Source organism: Pseudoalteromonas luteoviolacea NCIMB 1942, from assembly GCF_001625595.1.
In the GTDB taxonomy this organism is placed as follows: Bacteria; Pseudomonadota; Gammaproteobacteria; order Enterobacterales; family Alteromonadaceae; genus Pseudoalteromonas; species Pseudoalteromonas luteoviolacea_A.
Genome location: NZ_AUXT01000163.1, coordinates 25,996 through 48,011, shown reverse-complemented (window position 1 = coordinate 48,011; position 22,016 = coordinate 25,996). Strand labels below are relative to the sequence as shown.

The 22,016-nt window shown below is 45.3% G+C and carries 2 protein-coding genes; both read right to left on the bottom strand.

Annotation, left to right across the window (positions count from 1 at the left end):
- Positions 1-20 precede the first annotated feature (20 nt).
- Complete coding sequence (locus N482_RS12675; RefSeq protein WP_063377381.1) at positions 21-12,083, bottom strand: non-ribosomal peptide synthetase; 12,063 nt, start codon at positions 12,081-12,083, stop codon at positions 21-23.
- The gene (locus tag N482_RS12670; protein WP_063377380.1) at positions 12,080-22,015 is read right to left on the bottom strand and encodes a non-ribosomal peptide synthetase; all 9,936 of its coding nucleotides are present in this window, start codon (positions 22,013-22,015) and stop codon (positions 12,080-12,082) included. The genes N482_RS12675 and N482_RS12670 overlap by 4 nt, the downstream gene beginning before the upstream one ends.
- Between the last annotated feature and the right edge of the window lies 1 nt (position 22,016).

The following is a 22,016-nucleotide window of genomic DNA, read 5'->3' as shown; positions in this document are numbered from 1 at the left end:
TCACAACATAATATTTACATTTATTTGTGCAGTATGTAGTTACTTTCTATCTCTACCACGAGGTGATTTAACGCCTCTTGGTTTTGTAAAATTGAAAGGTGATCACCATCTATTTCCAATGCCTTGATGTCCTTAACCACACGCCGCCATCCCATATCTAATTCAATTTCTCGCCCTTCAAACACCGTTGTCTTCGAAGCTTTTATCACAGTAACGGGTAATTCTGACAATGGCGCATTCACGAATACTTTCGCTAGCAACTGCGCTCTATATGCCTGATAAAAGCGTTCGAGTTGTGCTTTAGAAAAATATATACCTGCTTGCTCTAACCACTCGGCTAAGATCGTTAACTTTGTCGATTCAGCCATTTGAATATAGTGGGCAATCTCATTTTGTCGCGGTGTTAAATGGAAAAATTCGCAAAGATTGTCCAACATAAACTTACTTATCTGAGCTTCGTCGACGCTGTACATCGGTTGAGTCGGCAATGGTGTGTCGATTACCGTCAATGAACGTACTTCACCCCATGTCGCTTGCTGCACCATTTCATAGCCGATAAAACTACCAAATGAATGGCCAATCAAATGAGCCGGTTGCACTGCCTGTATTGCCTGTAAATAGTGGGCAGCGGTGCTTCCTACCGAACCAATAATGGCGGGCTCCCCGGCTATTTCATCCGGCTGTAGACCGTAAACAGGGATCCGTGAATCTAGCTCTTCCACTAAGCGCTGAAACGCCATCAACATCCCACCAGCCCCTGCTATAAGCACCACAGGCGTGAAACCACTCTCTCCATCTTGGAGGCACATCAAAGTACGTAATTGAGGTTCATTTTGTCGCTGAGCAGATCTTTGTTCCTCTATATAGCTGGCCAGCGCCCCTACACTTGGGTTTTGTATCACTATCACCAAAGGTACCGAGATATTTAGATGCACTTCAATCTCAGCGACCAAACGCATCACTAATAAAGAGTGTCCACCAAGTAAAAAGAAGTCATCATCAAGGCCAACCTGCTCGACCTTAAGCAGCGCTTCAAACTGCCTTGCCAAACTCTTTTGCAGCACACTTTTTGGCGCTAAGTAGGCAGCTTGATCTGCACTCTGTTGCAAAGCTTGCTGTGTTAGTGCTTTTCGGTCCAGTTTGCCATTTGTTGTATGAGGTAAATGCTCAACAGAGACGAGGAGATGTGGAACCATATAGCTGGGTAGCTGCACTTTAAGCTGTTCAAGTAGTTCGTTTGTCGAAGCGTGTTGGTCTAACAATTCCACAAAGGCCACCAGCTGAGTATGGTTGCTGGTATCTTTTCGAACCACCACAGCACATTGACAAACACCTTCTAAAGCCAATAACTGACGCTCGACCTCTGCAAGCTCAATACGATAACCACGTACTTTCACTTGATTGTCTTTACGACCTATATAAACAAGCTCGTGTTGGCTATTGACCCTTACTCTGTCACCCGTTTTGTAGAGTCTCAGGCCAGTACCTGGATCTGTTATAAAAGCCTGCGCCGTTTTCTCAGAATCGCCAAGATAGCCACGAGCAAGGGCAGTACCGCTGACATACAACTCTCCAGCCACATAGTCTGGCACCGGCTTGAGGTGAGTATCTAGTATATGCAGTTTGATACCTGCAACCGCTCGACCAATGGCGATTTCATCACCTTTAAAGGCTGTTACATCCTGTAATGTCGTTGATATTGTTGTCTCTGTGGGGCCATAAGCATTGATCAATCGAATTCGCTCGCCTTGTTGATCTTGCCAAGCACGCAGAGCCGCTATTTGCATTTGCTCTCCGCCCACGGTGATAACACGTAATTGAGGGTTCAATGTCAGCGACGTAGCACTCAATTGGTGCCAATAAGCAGTTGGTAGACTCAATAGAGTCAAATCCGCCTGATAACTTAGCGCACTCAGCATCTGTACATCTAACAGCCTCGATTGTTCACTCATAACCAACGTAGCGCCATTTAATAAGCTACAAAATATTTCTTCGGCGAATACATCGAAGCTAAAGCTGGCAAATTGCAGGTAATTATCTCGGTTGGAGATTTTGTATTGTCGAGACAAAAAATTTACGTAGCTCAGAACACTTTTTTGTTCAACCATCACCCCTTTGGGCACTCCTGTAGTCCCTGAAGTGTAAATCACATAGCAGAGATCAGAAGGTGAAGATGCCGCAGCCATATTGGCAGGCGAGCTCTGTTGGGTAATCTCTATTTCATTAAGCAAATAGGTTTCACAGCCGGCTTGCTCATTCTGCCATATGGGTTTGTCCGAAAGGATTAGCACAGCATTTGCGTTATCTGCAATCAAACGCTTTCTTGCTTCTGGTAATGTGGATGTGATGGGCAGGTAGGCACCGCCTGCTTTCAACACTGCTAAAATGCTAATGATTAGGTCTGCACCAGGCGCAACGCAAATTCCCACTATTGGCTGAGTCGATAAATGGGCGAATTGCGCTTTCAGCCACATAGCCAGTTGATTGGCTTTTTTATTGAGCGCTCCGTAACTTAAGCGCTGTGTCGGAGTCTTAGCTGCGCAGTCGTAAAATACGACCGCATCATCGTGTTCATATCGCGCTGCTACCTTTTCAAATACCTTAGCGATGGAACAATGCTTTGGCATAGAGTCCCCTGTTTGATCACCCGGTACCTCTATATTGGCTGCGGGAATTAACAGAGACTTATCCGCGCCTCGCTCATTTGGTAATATATGAGGGAGCTGGCTTAACTTTTGCTGCGGCGCCTTGCAGACCTCCTCAATTAATAGCGCTAACATCGCTAAAAAGTGCGTTGCACTTGCATCACTGAGTAAATGACTCTGGTAACATGCGGTAAGAGATAACTGCTCCCGGCCTGAGACAGCCAATGTCAGCGGGTAATGTGTTTGATCTCTTTCGCTTCGATACTCCACTTCAAAGGGCATTTGTGCCTGCACACCTAAAGGCGATTGAGGAAAGTTTTCAAATACATACAAAACATCAAATAATTCTCGGCTGTTATCTATCTTGCTACAGCTCTGCACCTCACTCAGCGCGCTTTGGGTGAATCCAGTTAACGCTGCGAAATTTTCTTTGCATGCCAACAGGTAATCTTGCACAGCCATGTTCACATCAATGGGCACCAATACCGCTTGGGTATTAATATAAGCCCCCACACGGCTTTCCATATTCTTTAACTCGGTCGGACGGCCTGCAATGGTTTGCCCAAACAAAGCGTATTGGCTTTGGCAACATACACTCAGCCAGTATGCAAATACACTCTGGATCACATGGTTAGCCGTAAGCCCGAACTTTGCGCTACAGCGGCTAATTTGACTGCAAAGTGCTAGTGGCAACTGTAATGTTTGCTCTTTATACTCACAATCATCTGCCACTGCATCAGTATTCAAATGTTCACTGAGCAGGGTTGGCTCATCAGCAATGTGTAAATAAGATTGCCAAAACTGTATCGCGCTTTGAGGCGTCTCTGTATCCAAACACGTAATAAAGTCCGCGTAGTTATCAAGCATAGTTGGCGCATTTGTACCTTCTATACGAGCTTGATAGAAACGCAAGATCTCACTGAAAAGTACGGGCACTGACCAACCGTCCATGATCATATGATGGTAAGTCCATACAAACCCACAACTCTTTTTGCCCATGGGCAATAAGCGTAATCGCATACAAGGCGCACTCGTCAATGTAATACCCTGCTGATATTCTTGCTCTGCCATAGTATCGAGGTGATTCTTTTGTTCACTGAAAGGAATGTTGAGGTTGTCATCAATGCGTACAGGTAATACGCCGCTTTCTAACACTATCTGAACCGGTTGACCATCTAGGGTGTTGAACGCACTACGCAAGATACTATGCTGATCAATTGCTCGCTGCCAAGCGTAGACAAATGCCTCACAATCAAAATCGCCTTTGAAAATCATTCGGCTCTGTTCAAGATAAGGGCGGATTGCCGATGTACTTAATTGACTTTGAAACCACATTCCCTGCTGTAAATGACTCAGTGGATAGATATCAGCGACGCCAACATCACTGTACTTTTCGATTAACTGATTAAGCTGACGTTGGGAACAAGCGGATAACAGTGGAAAATCACTAGCAGTATAGCAGCGACTTGGTACCCCCTCACAGTGGGCCACTATCGTCTCTAATGCCTGCATTAGCTGACTTTTAAAAGCTTCAGCTTCTGACACATTCAACTTGGCTTTATCGTAGTCCATGTTTATAGTCAGGCAGTTACCATTAACCGCTGCGGTCAGTTGCATAGCATAATAGCTATGATTATTTTCACTGATAAGAGTGCCACAGCTTTCCGTTGCATCACCGAGCAACCCATGCTGATTGATCACTGTATCAAGCTGACCTAAGTAGTTGAAAAATATAAGCTGCCTCGTATCTATTTGCAACGCATCTCGGCACATTTTATCTGGGTGCATATAGCGCAGAATGCCATATTCACTGGCTTTTGATTGGCAAGAATTCAGCGCTTCTTTGGTCGCGCAGATGACATCTTCTAAGCCATTGGAGTTCACAAACAAGTGCAGCGGATAAATCGCAGTCATCCAACCTATGGTTTCGCTGCCTTTACACGCATCTCGTAACAACTCTCGACCATGCCCTTCCATCATTACCACTTGTGATTGCACTTGATACTGCTGTATCACAGCAAATTGCAGTGCTGCCAACAAAAGTGTCTGAATGTCGGTGTTATAAGGGCGATTGGCATGCGTTAGTAGTGACTGTGTTTGGGTCTGAGACAAACTTAGCTGTAATTGTGCGATTTCATTGCAGGCGTTCGCGGTCGATTGCGCAAAAAAGTGCTGCTGGCTTGCAGCTTTAACACAATTCAGCCAAGTCTCCATGCTGTCAAGTTGCTGCGCATAACTCTTGAAGTGAGCAGCTATTTGCTGCAGATTCGCTTGCGATGAGCGCTCTGGCATCGCTTGGCTATCTATACTCGCTTGCAAACATTGAGCTAGATCTTCTAACAATACTCGCCAAGATACGCCATCAATTAGCAAGTGATGAGCAACAAGCATCAAGCGATTAGACTGCTCGCTTGTAGGGGTGTCGATATACACAACTCGCAGCAGCGGGCTGCCATCAAAGCACAATGAATGCTGCACTAAATTACACTGCATTTGTAACTCGGTATGCCAATTCGTAACTTTGCTAATATCCAATGTCTCTACGACTTGCTGTGGCTCTATTATTGGCTCAAACCGCAGTGAGCTCGATTGCGGCTTGCCATCAACGACCAACCGTAAGCTGTCGTGAAGACGCATCAAACAAGCTACAGACTGATGTATATCAGTATCACTGAGCGTTTTGTCTACTGATACCATAACTGCTTGGTTCCAGTGTTCTGGGGCTGAGAATGTTTGCTCAAAAAACCATTGTTGAGCAGGCAGAGGTTCCAAAAAACCGTTACACTGCGCTTGTTGAATGCCTGGTGCAACAGTTTGCTGTGTCATAGCTAAGTGTTCGCTGAGTTTTGCCACATTGGTATAAGTGAATATATCAGAAACGTTAAGCTCAACGCCCAAGCTACGCGCACGGCTAACAAGCTGAATACTGAGAATAGAATCACCACCAAAGGTAAAAAAGTCGCTTTGCGTAGTGAATTCAGCTCTGTTTAGTACATCTCGGTACAACGACAATAATTGGTCTTGTAACACAGTTGGGTGAGTACGCTTCACCAGCGATAAATCTGTGGTTTGCTGAGCGCAATAACTTTCAAAGTGCGCCTGTAGTGCGCGCTTATTTATTTTGCCATGCGCAGTCAAAGGAAAAGCAGCAAGTGCAATATAGTGGCTTGGTAGCATATAGTTTGGTAACACTTTGCATAGCTGCTCTTCTACCGTGCGAGCACAAAACTGCTCTGGCGTGCCGCGTGATGGCACTATAAATGCCACTAGTTGCTTGTTGTTATTCGCATTCAGACACATCAATACGGTACACTTTTCTACTTCCGAAACGAGCTGCAATTGCGCCGCTATTTCGTCAAGTTCAATCCGATACCCGCGTAATTTCACTTGCTCATCATTGCGTCCAAGATACGCTAAGCTGCCATCTTTGCGTAATCGAACCATGTCACCACTTCGAAATGCCCTTATCACTTCACCATCGGGCGCTCGCCAGTTTATAAAACGTTCTTCGGTCAGTTGCTTGCGATTGAGGTAGCCCAATGCCAGCCCTGCCCCCGAAATATAGAGCTCTCCTATTGCCCCTCGAGGTTGTAACTGGCCGTACTTATCCAGAATGAATAACTGAGTATTATCAATAGGCCCACCAATATCAGGAATAGTTTCAAATGCACTGTGCACGACACCTGAAGTTGCAACCACGGCAGCTTCTGTAGGGCCGTAGTTATTGACGAGCTTAAAGTCAAAGCGACTAACATCGATGCTGCTGAGTTTATCCCCACCCACCAACAGATACGCTAAATCACGAGGGCAAAAAGCATTGCCAGACATCACCGCCATAGCAATGGGCGTTGCTAAAAAGCAATGCGTAACAGCAAACTCATTCATGCATTGGGTTAGTACTTGAGCATCACTGTATGTGGCTTGTGATACAAAGGTCAGTGTGGCGCCTGCACATAAATAAGGCCACACTTCCCAGGTTGCGGCATCAAATGCCACACTGGCGGTCTGTGTCGCAACACTGTCACTGTCGACTTTGAATACACGTTGATGCCATTGGCATAGGTTACTCAAACCTTGATGTGGCACCACGACACCTTTTGGTTTCCCCGTGGTTCCTGATGTGTAAATTACATAGGCAGGGTGTGACTTTTTAATCTCTGAAACAGGCAAATTTGGGGTCACTGGGTGTGATGTCGCCAAGCCATTATCCAATAAAATAAGCTGTTGTGATGACGTAATGCACTGCATTAAGGTACTTGAAAACGCACCATAAGTAATTGCACACTTACATTCACTATCTTCAGCTATGTGACGTATCCTAGCTTCTGGGTAATGCGGGTCTAATGGAACATAACATCCCCCAATCCGCATCACCGCAAACATGGCAACAACCCAGTCAATGCCAGAAGGTAAGCAAAGCAGTACTTTATCTTCAGTTCTCACCCCTGCCGCAACTAACCGTTGCGCCAAATCTTGTGAAGCACTATCTAGCGCTTGATAACTCATTTTGCGACCATCAGCGTCAATCAAAGCAGTGCGCTGCCAAATTGCCGTATCTGAGCTATGCCTAAGGATTTGGGTAACAACACTCCCAGATTCAAGTTCTTGTTTAGAACCTTGTATCACGGCCGTTTGCCAATGGTTTTTATTCGTCATTAGCAGCATGGACACTTTTTGATTTGGTGTCGCCAAAGCGCTTTGCACTAATGCATCAAATGCCTTTGCCAAACACTCAATGGTGGCATGTTCAAACAATGATTTGTTGTATACCCAATTGAGTTTTAACCCCGATTCGGTCTCACTACAGGTTAGGTCTAACTCAAACTTTGCGCTTATCTGGTCTTTCACAGTGGGCGTAACCTTCAACTCGGCCAATTCCAGCATGCTGTCGTCTTTTGGATCAAAGGCAAAGCTTATCTGAAAAACTTGATGGTGACTCAAATCACGCGGCTGATGAAGCACATCAACAATTCTTTCAAACGGCATACCTTGGTTTTGGTGGACCGCTAAAATAACTGCTTTTTGTTGAGCGATTAATTCTTGCCACGTCATCTGCTCATCAAAACGCATACGTATTGGCAGCGTGTTAACAAAAAAACCAACCACATTATCTAATTGATGTGCAGTTCGCCCTGAAAATGGCGAACCTACCACTACGTCTTGGCAATGGCTAAAACGCGCAACACATAGCGAGAACAAAGAGTGTAACCAAATAAAGGAGCTGACCCCCAAGCCTTGACATTGGGCAGTTATCCGTGCGGCCCGCTGCTCATCCAATAGATGAATATATTGTCCTCCCAACTGTTCAGCTTGCTTTTTACGCGCACTGTCAAGAGGCAATTGATGTACAACGGGCGCATCGGCTAAATGGGTTTGCCAAAATGCACACAACCTTTCATATGCTTGCCCCTGCAAGTAGGCCCTTTGCCAATTCGCATAATCGATATAACTTATTTTGCTTGTTGAGTTCGTGCTAACGGCTTGACTTGGGTTACCTGCAAGTATGTCTGAATACACTTGCGAAAAATCCTTAACAATCAACCGTAAAGAGTGGGCATCACAGGCGATATGATGAATATTAATCAACAACTTAAAATGAAGTGGTGAGGCTTTTAACAAATACACCCGTACCATAAGGTCTTGGTCTAGTTCAAAAACCTTTTGGCTGTCATCCCTTTGCATTTTAAGCCAAGCCAACTCAACTTCTGCTGTGCTTGCGCCACTCATATCGAGCACATTTATGGGCATCTGCTGTATGGGCAGAACTTGCTGCATCACCTTTTTTTGTGCCGACTCTTTATAAATCGTGCGTAAAACCTCGTGGCGATTAACGACCTGAAGCCAAGCCTGTTCTAATGCATGACAATCGAGCTGCCCTTCAATTTCGAATAATAGTGGCACATGATAAAGCGCAGTGTCTTGCAACGGCGCTTTAATGGCATCCAAGGTCCAAAGCCGCTGCTGAGCATATGACAATTGCGCTTTTTGAGCGTCTGAAGATTTAGGAATGACGACTTCTTCTACAGCATCTGTTTGTGATTTAGCTTGTTCAACCCACTCTGCAAGCGACGCGACACTTGGAAACTGGAAGATATCCTGTAATGAAACAGATACTTGTTCATGCGACTGTAAAAAGTTCATCAGCTCTACAGCTAACAAGGAATGGCCACCTAAACTAAAAAAGTCATCTTGCCGGCCCACCTGTTGGCACTTTAAAACCTGTTTAAATGCGTTTGCGACAAGACACTCAAGGTCGCTCTTTGGCGCTTCGTAGATGGTTGTTAGCGCATCATTCCCTATGAGTTTAAGCAATTGCTTTTTATCCACTTTACCGTTGCCAGTTAGCGGAATATTCGTCACACAGGTTACGCTACGAGGAAGCATAAAATCAGGTAAAGTCGTTTTAAGAAAGCGCTTTAACTCTTGAGTCATATCTTGAAATTGTGCGCTATCTTGTTTAGTGACAAAGGCCTCGATCGTCGCACCTTGGTGCGCAGTGGTGTTTAAAAGTACGACCGCTTCTTGTATCCAGTCATGTCGCCTCAGCTGATTTTCAATTTCGCCTAATTCAATGCGATAGCCGCGCACTTTAACTTGATCGTCGATACGCCCTACGTAAGTCATTTCACCATTGGGTAGTACCCTAACTAAATCACCTGAGCGATATACGCGTTCACGATGCCGAGCTGATAAACTTACCTCAAAAAAGCGAGTGTTATTTAGCTCAGGACGCTGCCAGTAACCTCGCCCAACGCCATCACCGCCTACAAATAACTCCCCAATAGCACCTTGAGGGAGTAACTGTTGGTTACTGTCCAAAACATAACAAGTCGTTGTTGGAATAGGCTGACCAATATTACTCATCCCCAATGCTAAATCGTCTTGACTCAAACGCTTGAATGTCACATGGACGGTGGTCTCTGTAATACCATACATATTGATCAGCTGACAATTTGGCAGCATTGAGTACCACGGCCTAATTTTACTAGGTTGCAGCGCCTCACCGCCAAAGATGACATAGCGCACCACCGGGGAAATAGCGGATTGAGACTGCAAAGATTGCATACAAGATTGCAGTACGTAGAAGGCGCTAGGGGTTTGATTTAAAACCGTTACTTTTTCAGACAATAATAATTTCGCAAACGCGGTGGTGTCTTTATATATGCCTTGTTTAACCATCACGAGCTTGCCGCCAAACAGTAAAGCTCCGTACATTTCCCAAACCGAGAAGTCGAAACAAAATGAGTGAAACATGGTCCATACATCTTGCTCATTGAAGTCAAACAAGCTGGGCTCGGGGTGCAATAAACGCACAACATGGCGATGTTCGATTTGTACCCCTTTCGGTTTACCTGTGGTGCCCGACGTATAAATCATGTAGGCAAGTTGCTGCGGGCGGATTGGTACTGAGTGGAAAGGCTGATGCGATGACGTCGAGAGCAAACTTTCCACGCTCAAGCATTTCACTTTAAAGTGTGCAAACAAGTCCTGTGTATGCCTATCACACACCAATAAATCACTGCCAACATCACTGATAATATATTCTATCCGCTCAACCGGGTAACTGGGATCAATAGGCACATAAGCGCCTCCCGCTTTAAGAATTGCCAATAAGGTCACAACCATGTCTACGCCACGGGATAAGCTCACTGGCACCAGTTGTTCAGGCATTAAGCCTTGTGCTTGTAACCCACCAGCTAATTTATCAACCCGTTGACTGAGCTGCACATAACTTAATGTTGACTCCGTATCTGTCAGCGCAATTCTCGTTGCGCATTTATCAACCTGCTGCTCGAACAGTGACACAATACTCGCATGCTGGGGCCAATGTGCTTGTTGATAGTGAGGCTGCGCTAACATCGCTTGCTTTTGTGCTTCGTTGAGCAATGGTAGCTGGCCAACAGGTGTATGGGGTGCAGCCACAATGCCGCTTAACATTACTTCAAAACTATTAGCCCAATGTGCAATGGTCTGTCGCTCATATAAATTGCGGTCATATTTCCAGTTCAATACTAGTTCGTTACCTTGATGTTGAACATGTAACTCTAAGTCACATTTTACCGCGATGGAGTCAGCATCTTTCGATGATGACTCCACAACATCTAAGCCCGGTAAACACAGCTTTGTATCTTGCCCTTGAGTCAGGGAAAACAAAATTTGGACAACGGGGTGATGACTTAAATCGCGGCTACCCGACGCCAGTTCAACCACTCTATCAAATGGCAAACTGCGATATTCTAGCGCCTCAAGAATGCGGGCTTGTTGGGCGTTTTGCCACTGAGAAAATCCCTGTTGCGGTTCTATCTTGGCTTCGATAATCAGTGTATTGACGAACAAACCTATCAGCTGCTCAAGCTGTGGGTGATCTCGCCCCAAAACAGGCGTACCGATAAGCACTGAAGACTGCTGATTAATGCGGCCAATAAACAACATAAATGCACTCATAAACCACATAAACAAAGAGTTTTGTTGTGACGCTGAAAGTGATACTAGCTCTTTGCTAAGCGACGCCGATAATATTTGTGTAAAACGTGCACCCTGTTCATTTTGGAGTGCTGATCTGGGCTTGTCTGTAGGTAAAGATTGTAAGGGTGATTTATCTTCTAAAATACGTTTAAAATAATCTATATGCCGTTCGAAATAGGCATCATTGAAATGCGTTTTTTGCCACTGTGAATAATCACTAAACTGACAAGCTAACGGCGGTAAAGGCACTGCTTCTTCGCGAACTAACGCACGATAAAAGTGGGCTACTTCCTTGACCAAATTCGCCATAGAGGCACCATCTGAAACAATATGGTGCATGTTAAAAGCTAGCCAATGCTCATCATTATCTGAAACCAATAAGACTCGGATTAAAACGTCTTTGGACAAATCAAATGCTAACGCCTGAAAATCATTTAAACATGCATGAATATCTGCACTTTTCTCATCACTCAAGTGACGAACATCAAAAAACTCAAACGGTGTCTCAAACTCGGACTGCACTTTTATATACGGACGGCCTTGAGAACCGCTGTCTGCATGAAATGTACTGCGTAAACTCTCATGGCGCTCTATCACCAAACGCACAGCTTGTCTAAATGCACTGACATCGATCAGGCCGCGTAAGTGAAACTCAGCTGGCATGTAATACTGGCGACTACCCTGTAATTGTTCAATGAACCACAGTCCTTCTTGTGCATAGCTAAGCGGTAAATATTTTGTCGCTGTCGCTTTAGGAATATCAGTCAAGGTTGAACTGCTATCCTCTTTCCCTTGCTGCTGAAAGTAGCGGAGCAGTTGAGGCTTTTTCGCCACGACACGCTGCTTTAATGACTCTGGAAACTCCATTTTTTGTCGAAATGCTAAACGTCCCTCTTTTGCGTATAGAGTGACCCCCGCATCCAGTGCTTCGGCTATCAGCGACTCGATTTCTTGCAGTTCAATGCTGTTCACAGAAACATCTCCTCTGAGGAATCGTTCGAAGAATCGTTCGAAGAATCACTCGGAGAGTCGGAAGAACTCTCTTCTTCTGCCACAGATTCAAGAGAAGCGTGAATACGCATCCACTTTGCCAGCGCTGCAACACTAGGCCGCTCAAACAATATCCGCATTGGCATCGTGATACCCAGCTGCTCTTGGATCAGGCCAACGCACTGAACAGCCAATAAAGAGTGCCCGCCCATCACAAAGAAACTGTCTGTCACGCCACATTGAGGTACATCAAGGACTTGCATAAAAATGGTGAGTAATGTGTGTTCTAGTTCCGTTTGCGGTGCCACTACCTCACGCTGTGCACGCATGTTGTACGCCACACTCCGTAACTCCTGTGTATCCACTTTACCATTGACTGTCAGCGGTATACTTGCCACTTGAATTATTCGATGAGGTAACATGTAAGTGGGTAATTGCGTCACGAGTTGCGCTTGTATTGACGCTAGTTCTGCTTCACTGAGCAGCTTCGCGCAGGTGTCCACGGGCTCAAGATTGTTGCTCACAATAAACCCTTCAAGGTTGTCCTGCTTTTCATTGAGCAATACACAGGCATCAGCCACCTCATTGAACTGCTTTAAGTAATGCTCAATTTCGTGAAGTTCAATGCGATAGCCCCGCAGTTTAATTTGCTCATCCGTTCGTCCTTCAAAGCTTAACTGAAGTTTTTTCGAAACGGGATCGACAAACCACCGTGCTTTGTCGCCAGTGCGATAATATCGCAAGCGTTCTTTTTGCTCTCCCAAGGTCAAATATACAAATTTTTCTTGGTGTTGCGGCAAGTAAGTCATATAACCTAGCGTGACGCCCTCTCCACAAATATACAACTCTCCGCTTACCCCCTGTGGCACCAGCTGCTGTTCAGCATCTAGCACTACACACTGGCTGTAGGGCATTGGTAAGCCAATGGGGACTTGTCGAATACGAGCGTCATTTAACATGCTCAATATATCGTGATTACAATGGTAAACGCAGGTCCCAACGGTGGTCTCGGTAGGTCCGTACTCATTGACCCACTGAGCTTTGGGTAAAAACTTGCTGAGATTATTTAAGACTTCGCAAGCCAGCGCCTCTCCTCCTATAACCACTTGATGCTTGACATTAAATGTGCGTTGCAAGGACATCTGATTCGCAATTTCGTAAGCGCCTTGCAAATGGGCTGGTGTCACTTTAAATAGCTTGGCATTATCCGCGAACAAGTGTTTCGCAAGTTGCGGTAACATGTGCTCGTTATCATCTAAAAATTCAACGCCCATACCAGCTAACAGCCCACCCCATAGCGAGGTAACAGTCGCATCAAATGCTAGAGGCGTGCTCACTACACTGCTCACTAAGTCGCAGTTGGTATAATCTCTGACTACGTAGGACAAGTAGTGATATAAATTGTGATGTGTGATTTGCACCCCTTTTGGCTGACCAGTCGTGCCCGAGGTATAAATCATGTAAGCCACATCGCTAACTTTCGATGTTGGTAATTCCCCTTTGCTATTTTGCCACGAGTCCACTTCATCGATACAAAATAAAGTAAGCGGTGTTTGTTCAATAGAGTCAGAGAGATTGGCTAATGTTTGCTTTAACTCATTTCGAGTGATAAGCCCTGCCGCAAGGCTATCTTGCAAAATAAACTGGATACGCTGAGAGGGTAATTTAGGGTCTATCGGCACATAAGCGCATCCTGCTCGCAAAATCGCTAACAAAGAAACCGCCATATCCACAGAAGGTGAGAGGCATACCGCTATTCGCTGACCAGCCTGCACACCTTGTTGTAACAGGTGACTTGCCAGTTCACCTGAGCGTTGCCAAAGTTCACCATAGCTGAGGCTTCCTCCTTTGCTATCGTTCACTGCTTGTTTATTTTTTTGTAGGTAAGCGATGTTTTCAAACCTATCATGGAGGCATAATGGTGCATATTCATGCGTATTTGCCATCGCCCCGACACGAGCCATTACGTGTTGCTGAGCTTCGCTGAGAATCGGTAATTGGCTCACTAGCAAGTCAGGGGTTTGCAGTGCCGACTCGATCAACTTGGTAAAAGCTTGCGCAAAACCAGCGATTGTTTGAGCACTGAAAAGCGCGCTACTGAAATTCCACTCTAGTTCAATACCATCTCCTCTCTCAATGGCATTTACTTCAAGGTCAAACTTCATGCTTGGTGCTTCAGCAGGCTCCATTTCAATATGTAGATGAGGCAGAGCAAAATCTGCTGTTTCATTGTTTTGCAGCGCAAATAATATTTGAAAGATTGGCTGATGGCTCAAGCTCCGCTGGGGCATTAGTGCCTCGACCAGCTGCTCAAATGGCAATGCTTGATGCTTAAATGCGCCTAAAATAATGTCCTTTTGTTGTGCTAACCATGCATTGAAGGTCAGTGCCGTATCTACTTTGCCGCGAATCACTAAAGTGTTAACAAAAAATCCAATTAAATCATTTAAAGTCTGCTGCTCTCTGCCCGCAACAGGTGAGCCAATCGCCACATCATTAACCCCACTTAATCGCATGACTAATAACGTAAAGGCGCTATGTAACCACATAAACAATGTCACTCCTTGTGCCTGACAGTGCGCTCGAATAGCGGCTGTCGTGGTGGCATCCAATGCCACGTTGTGACGTAGACCAGTCAATAACTGCACTTTAGGGCGCGCATAATCTAGCGGTAATTGGTGCAGTACAGGGCTGTCATCAAGAGTCTGTTTCCAGTATTCGAGTGCAGCTGTTTGGGTCTGTGTAAAGGCTTTTTGGCGCTGCCAGTGGGCAAAGTCGGCGTACTGTATCGCTAGCGGCTTAGCTAGATGGCTAGGTAGCGGGAAGTTTTGTTCGTCACTATGATGGCGGTAAAAAGCAATTAACTCGCGTACTAAAATCGCCATTGACCAACCATCACTGGCAATATGGTGCATATTAAAATGCACCCAGTACTTTTGCTCCTCCCGCTTAATCACTGTGACACGCAACATCACGTCTTGACTCAAATCAAATGGCTTATCACAAACTTGCGTTACCAACAGATTTTCCCTTTGAGCTTGCTCATTTGGTGGCAGCATAGAAAGGTCTTTATATACTAGCGGCGTCTCGACTTGCTTGCGCGGTAATTGCTCTGGGGCTTCTCCACTGGTACCCGGGAGGATTATCGACCGCAATACTTCATGTCTATCGATCACACTGGCTAACGCCGCACTAAAGGCAGATAGGTCAAATTCTCCTGTGAACATAAAGCTTGCAGGCATATGGTATTGCGCACTGCCTGTTTGCAATTGATCAATCAACCACAATCTTTGTTGAGCAAATGACAGAGGCAGTGTGTTAGACCTTGAAGCTACTGTGATTTCTTGATCTTTTGTAAGCTTTTCAAACTGTGGTAAAACAGAGGCTAAAGCACTAATAGTTGGTGTTTTAAATAACTGTGGCAATGTAATATCGATTTGTTTTTCTTTCCGAATTTGGCTGATTAGACGAATTGCCAACAATGAGTGTCCACCTAACTCAAAAAAGCTGTCATCGAGTCCAATTTGCCCAGTTAGTAACACTTCACTATATAAATCCAGTAAATACTGCTCCATTTCGGTCAGCGTCTCTGGATGCGCACAAGGCTTATTGGCACTGCGTATTAAATTGTCACGCTGCGCGTCAATCAGTGCTTGTTTATCTACTTTTCCGTTGCGCGTCAGTGGAATAACATCAACAGGGTGATACACCGCGGGCAACATGTAAGGTGGCAACTCGTGATTAAGCTGTTGACGTACGTCTCGCTCACCAAGTTGGTATCCAGCTTTAAAAACGATATGCGCGACAATGGCCTGCTGTTTATCGTCAATGGTGAGCGCGCAGTCGTCCACCTCTGGAATTGTCCTGATACAATGCAAAATAGCGTCTAAATCTATTCGGTAGCCACGCAACTTAACTTGTTCATCCGATCTTCCCAGATAACGCAGGTACTCCGGCCAACCGTTATTATCCACATGCCACTTCACGACATCCCCTGAGCGATAACAATTTTGCGCTTGCATTTGAGCAACCGCTCGCAAACTAAATTTTTGCGCTGTCAACTCAGGCTGATTGATATAACCAGAACTGACTGTTTTACCCGCAATCATCAACTCACCGGGCATATTACGCACGACAGGCTGATCAAATTCATCAACAACCAACATATTAACGCCCTCAATTGGCAGGCCAATGGGCACATCTTTTGTGGTCCGAAGTTGATCAGTGGACATCTCATTTGTAATTTCAAAGACACTGACGCCAACAGTGGTCTCGGTGGGCCCGTACTCGTTTATCCAACGACAATGAGGTAACTTCACTCTCAGCGCGGCAATCAATTCACTTTCAAGCGCTTCCCCGCCGACAACTACAGTGTGTGGCGTCAGGCACTCAGAGGCCTCGCTAGAGAGCGCCAAAACAGCGCGTAAATGTGCAGGGGTTAACTTAAATAGGCGAGCTGCGTCTTGCCACAACAGCTGAATGATCTCGGGGATCAATTCGGCACCTTGATGCACAATGGTAAGTGGAGTACCTGACATTAAAGCGGGCATAATCGCCGTAATTGTTGCGTCAAATGCCACTGGCGTGCTCATTACCGCACCTGCTATTTGTGGTTGCGCTCCTAAATATTGACGTAGTGCATGTTGCAAATACCCTCGTAGATTACCCTGCGAAATGGGCACCCCTTTTGGCGTGCCCGTAGAGCCTGAGGTATAAATGATATAACTGAGTCTTTCTGCTTCAGGAAGTGCGCAGGCTGCTAATTCATCGGCATTGGGTAAGTGAGATGGATAAGCACTGAGCAAAGAGTCTACTTCAAGTGCATCATCCAATAATAAAAAGTCAGTGCCTGCTTCAATCAACTTTTCGGCTTCTTCACTCATAGCCAATGTCAGCATCACCTCAGCATCTTCAATAATATGCGCCAAAGCTTTTGTTGGTGTATCTCCATGCAGCGGCACATAAACATGACCCGCTTTGGCGATCCCTAGCATCGCAATTGGAATAAGTGGCCCAGACTCTAAAAGCAGGGCTATGCGACTTTGCGCAGGGAAAGCTATTTCCAATAAACAGTGCGCGAGCTGATTAGAGATCTGTTCTAATGCTTTATAAGTGAATTTTACATCACCAAAATACAGTGCATCGCTATCGGGGTTGCGAGTTGCAGTATCTGAAACTTGATTTGCCCAAGGTCGTGGTTCTGAATGTACAAATTCTATCGATTGAGACTTGGTAATAAACAATTGCTGAGCCTGTAAAGACCACAACTGCAGCTGCGATAGCGCCACCTCAGGATCAGCCAAACATTGCCGTAACACCAGCTGATATTGCTCACTAAACGCCACTATACTTTGCTCATCCCAAAGTGCAGTATCGTACAGCCACTCAACCACACAATGCTCCACATCATCAATGATCGAGACCTCTAGATCCAATTTTGCATTGCGTTTGGTTTGCGTATGTAGTGCCACCTCAAGACCATCGAGGTGCAGCACTTCATTAACTTCATTATTAACCCTAAACACAATTTGAGACAAAGGGTGCAATGCCAGACTACGTGCTACCTGCAACTCATCGACTAATGTATCAAAGGGAATATCTTGGTGTTGTTGCACTGTTGCCAATTGCTCTTGCGTCTGCTTCAGTGCGGTCAAAAAGTCGATATCATCAGTGTACTTATCTCTCAATATTAACGTATTGATAAAGTTACCAATCAGAGGCTCAAACGCTTGCATTGAACGCCCTGATATCGGTGTTGCAATGACGACTTCCCGTCGCTGTTGTGCACGGCTTAACCAAAGACTAAACACCGTTTTTAAGACCTGAAATAGGGTGTAACCAGATTCTTGGCAAAATGCGTTGAGTGATTGTCGCAAGGCTTTTGGCAGCTCGATACAAAACAAACCGCCCCCTTGAATTACCTTATTAGGCCTATCTCTATCGGTCGGTAATGCATGCTCAAGCGGCAGCGCATGCAACTCTTTTTGCCAAAATGCCAAGCTGGCTTGCCATTTTTCCGACTGCGCAACACGCATTTGCCAATCAATGTAGTCCATGTATGAATATCGCAAAACATTAGGAGCATGAGCCGACCCTGACGGTAAGCCACTATAGGCTTTACCTATAGCTTGTGCCAATAAACCAATGGACCATCCATCTGACACTATGTGGTGCATCGTAATGAGAAGTACATGTTCTTGCTCAGCCAGTTTTTGAACTTTTGCCCGCAGTAACAGCTCAGTGGACAAATTAAATGACTGCTCAGCATCAAGCACTACCGTTTCGGCTACTCGATGCGACTGAGCCAGCGAAGGCATTGCGCTTAAATCTTCAAAACCTAACTCAAATGTGAGCGCTGGGTTATGGGTCTGATATACATTCCCACCAGCGTCTTGATGATAGTTAAAAGTCAGTATCTGCTGAGTCTTAATAACCTGTAAAAATGCTTGCTCTAAACATCCAAAGTCCAAAGGGCCTTTCAATGTGTAAACACCTTGTAGGTTATATTGTTGGCTGTGACCCTGTATATGATCTACGAACCATATGCGTTGCTGTGCAAACGACAGTGGATATTGCGACGTTTCAGCCACATTGCGCAGTTCGATCTGTGCAGTATCCACTTCATACTCTTTGATACATTCAGCTAATTCGGCAACACTGGGGCTTGCGAAAATCTCTTTTAAACTCAGCGTTACTGAAAACGTTTCTGCTATCTCATTCAATAAGCGCATGGCCAACAATGAATGACCCCCGACACTGAAAAAGCTGTGTGTAATACCAATGCCTGTGCACCCTGTAACGGATTCAAATAGAGCGATTAATTGTCGTTGCAATGGCGTTTGTGGCGCCTGGCTTTCATCATTCACAGACAATGTAAGTTGTTGTAAATGTACACGATCTATCTTGCCATTTGCCAATTTTGGCAGACTGTTCAATCTGATGAGACAAGTTGGAATTAAATGCGCAGGCAATAACTGTTTTAGCTGGTGGCGGATATGTTGCTGATACTGGGCCGAATCTAGACCCTTATCACTGGCAATAAAATATCCCAGTAGAGTCTCTGTACCTGATATCTCACGAGTGATCACGGCGGCAGAGTTCACCTCTGGCAGTGACGACAGTTTGGCTTCAATATCAGCCAAATCGACTCTAAATCCATTGATTTTAAGTTGCTTGTCCAAGCGATTCAAAAATTCAATTTGATTCTCAAAATTACACTTTACACGGTCGCCAGTACGATAATAGCACCGCGACTGACCATTATTCCCAGCTAAATGTACAAAGCTCTTAGCAGTTTGTGCTGCATCATTCACGTACCCTAGAGCCACGCTAGAGCCACCAATAAAAAGCTCACCAGGTGTGCCGCATGGCACCGGTTGCATCTTTTCATCTAATATTGCAAATGAGACATGTGAAAACGGCTGACCTATAGGCACACTGTGCTCGTTAAACCCTTTTGGTACTTCGAAGGCGCAGACACCAATACACGTTTCTGTTGGACCATAGTGATTGAATATACGCTCTGTACTTGGCAACGAATATAAGTCGGTCACCAACTGGGTGCTCAAGGACTCTCCCCCTAAAACCCACTGAGCTATCTTCAACCCATCAACGGACATAAACCAAGGCAACAACTCTTTGGTAAAAGAAGGTGTTAGCTTCACAAAATTAACGCCTTGTTTTACTAATGAGTCCACCAGAATAGCCGGCTCTTGCGTATTGCTTAAAACGACGCTGCCGCCAGCAACGAGTACAGGGAATATACCTGTTAACCCGAGATCAGTTGCAAGCCCTGTGACTACGCCTGCACAAGTGTCGCTGCCAAACTCTACATGCATAGACACGCCATCTACATAACGCACAAGCGCTTCATGGCTTAGCTCGGCTCCCTTTGGCCTGCCAGTACTGCCTGAAGTAAACATGATATAGGCGATATCACTTGCACTCGGGAACGCAGTATAAGTGATATCAGCTTGCAGATTGCCAAGCGCACTGGGACAGAGGACTTTTATGCTATGCGATTCTAATTCTAGAAGTCCTTCCAAATGAGAGTCTGGTGCCAACAGCCAATCGCTGCTTGCTTGGCTCATTACCTCTAAAATACGCACAACCGGCGTTGCGATATCTATTGGTAAATAAGTGATGCCAGCTCGCATAGCGCTTAGCATCCAAATAACACTATCCACCTCTTTGTTTACTAACAAAGTTAGCGGGGCTTTTCTTACCCCAATTACGCTCCGTAAACGGGAAGCCAGCACATCCACTTGTGAGCATAACGCGCTATAACTCAAAGCTGTAGCAGCGAGTGATGCATCTTTACTTGCCTGAATTAGCGCTGTGTTATTGGGGTGTGTTTGCGCACCTTGATAAATGGCTTCAATCACCGTTATTGGAGTATCAACCTCGACGCGGGAAAACGCCGATATGCTGTCTATCATGTGCGTTGAAAATAGCTTGATGTGACCTAGCGGCACACCCCCTTTGTTATTTAAGACTTCATTGATGATAGACTTATAATCATTGGCAAATTGCGCGACAAACTGCTTGTCAAACAAAGCACTTGCATAGTCAAAACACAGCTCAGCACCATGTTCAACATCATTGATATTCAACGTTAAATCATATTTTGCAGTGCAATTATCCAGCTCTTGTAAAGTGCCAGTCAAGGTGCCGCTAGAAAGAGGTTGTTTAACTACCCCGTTGTAATTGAATAAGATTTGAAATAGTGCCGAATGTGAGGTGGACTTAGCCAGATCAATGACATCAATAATATCTTCAACTGCAACTGCTTGATTAGCCAAACTCTCAACAGACAGGGCCTGCGTTTGCTTAAGTAGCTCGTTCAGCGATAACTCACCCGAGACTTTGAGCCGCATAGGTAACGTATTGATAAAACATCCAACTACAGACTCAAAATCGTGATGTTCACGATTCAATACAGGTACACCCACCGTAATATCTTCGTTTTGGCTATAGCGATAAAGTAAACCGTAAAAAATGCCAAGATAGCCTGCAAAAGGGGTGATCCCGAGTGTTTGGCAGTAGTGGCTATACTGCGAAGACTCATCATCGCTCATTAATAACCTGAGTTGAGTACCTTGATAATGCTTGTAAACGCTGCGTGGCGCGCGAGTTGGCAATTCAAACACCGTAAAATCAGCCAGAGAGGATTGCCAATATGCAAGCTGTGATTGGTACTCAGACGTTTGTTGATATTGACTTTCCCAATGGACAAAATCCAAATACTGCAATGCTGGAGCTTGGTGCTGAACACCAGCTAATTCATCCAACAGAGCTTGCGTAAATAGTTTGATTGACCAACCGTCCGCGACAATATGATGCATGCACAGATATAACCACTCCCCGCGGCCTTGATGTGTTATCAAACTTGCCTGCACTAATAGATCCGATGCGAGATCAAAGCGATGTTGAAGTTGGTCTTGAATTAGCGCTGCTGCTGCATCGTTGTCAACGTCTGCTGTGGCCAAAATCTCGCTGACATGTAATACAGCCTCTTGGTCAACTACCTGTTTAACGGCTTCCCCATCTAGGCGAAATTGACTACGAAGTACGTCGCATTGTTGCAACACCGTATTAATTGCCAGCGCCACCTGAGCTTTGGAAAACGGCTGAGACAGCTTCAATAGGCCGGCCATATTATACGCACTGAGCTGATTTTCATACTTATCTAAAAACCAAATACGTTGCTGCGCCCGTGATAATCTACCTATCTTTTGGTGGTGCCTTTGCATGTAGGCGATTAACTCCGATTTGTGGGCACGTATCAGCGCTAACTTTTCTGCGGGAATATCGCTATTGCGACTCCTGAGCTTAAGGCGCCCGTCTTTTAAATACACAAATATCCCTTGGCCGTCTAACTCGGCCAACAAAGTTTCTATCGCTGAATTTTCCATT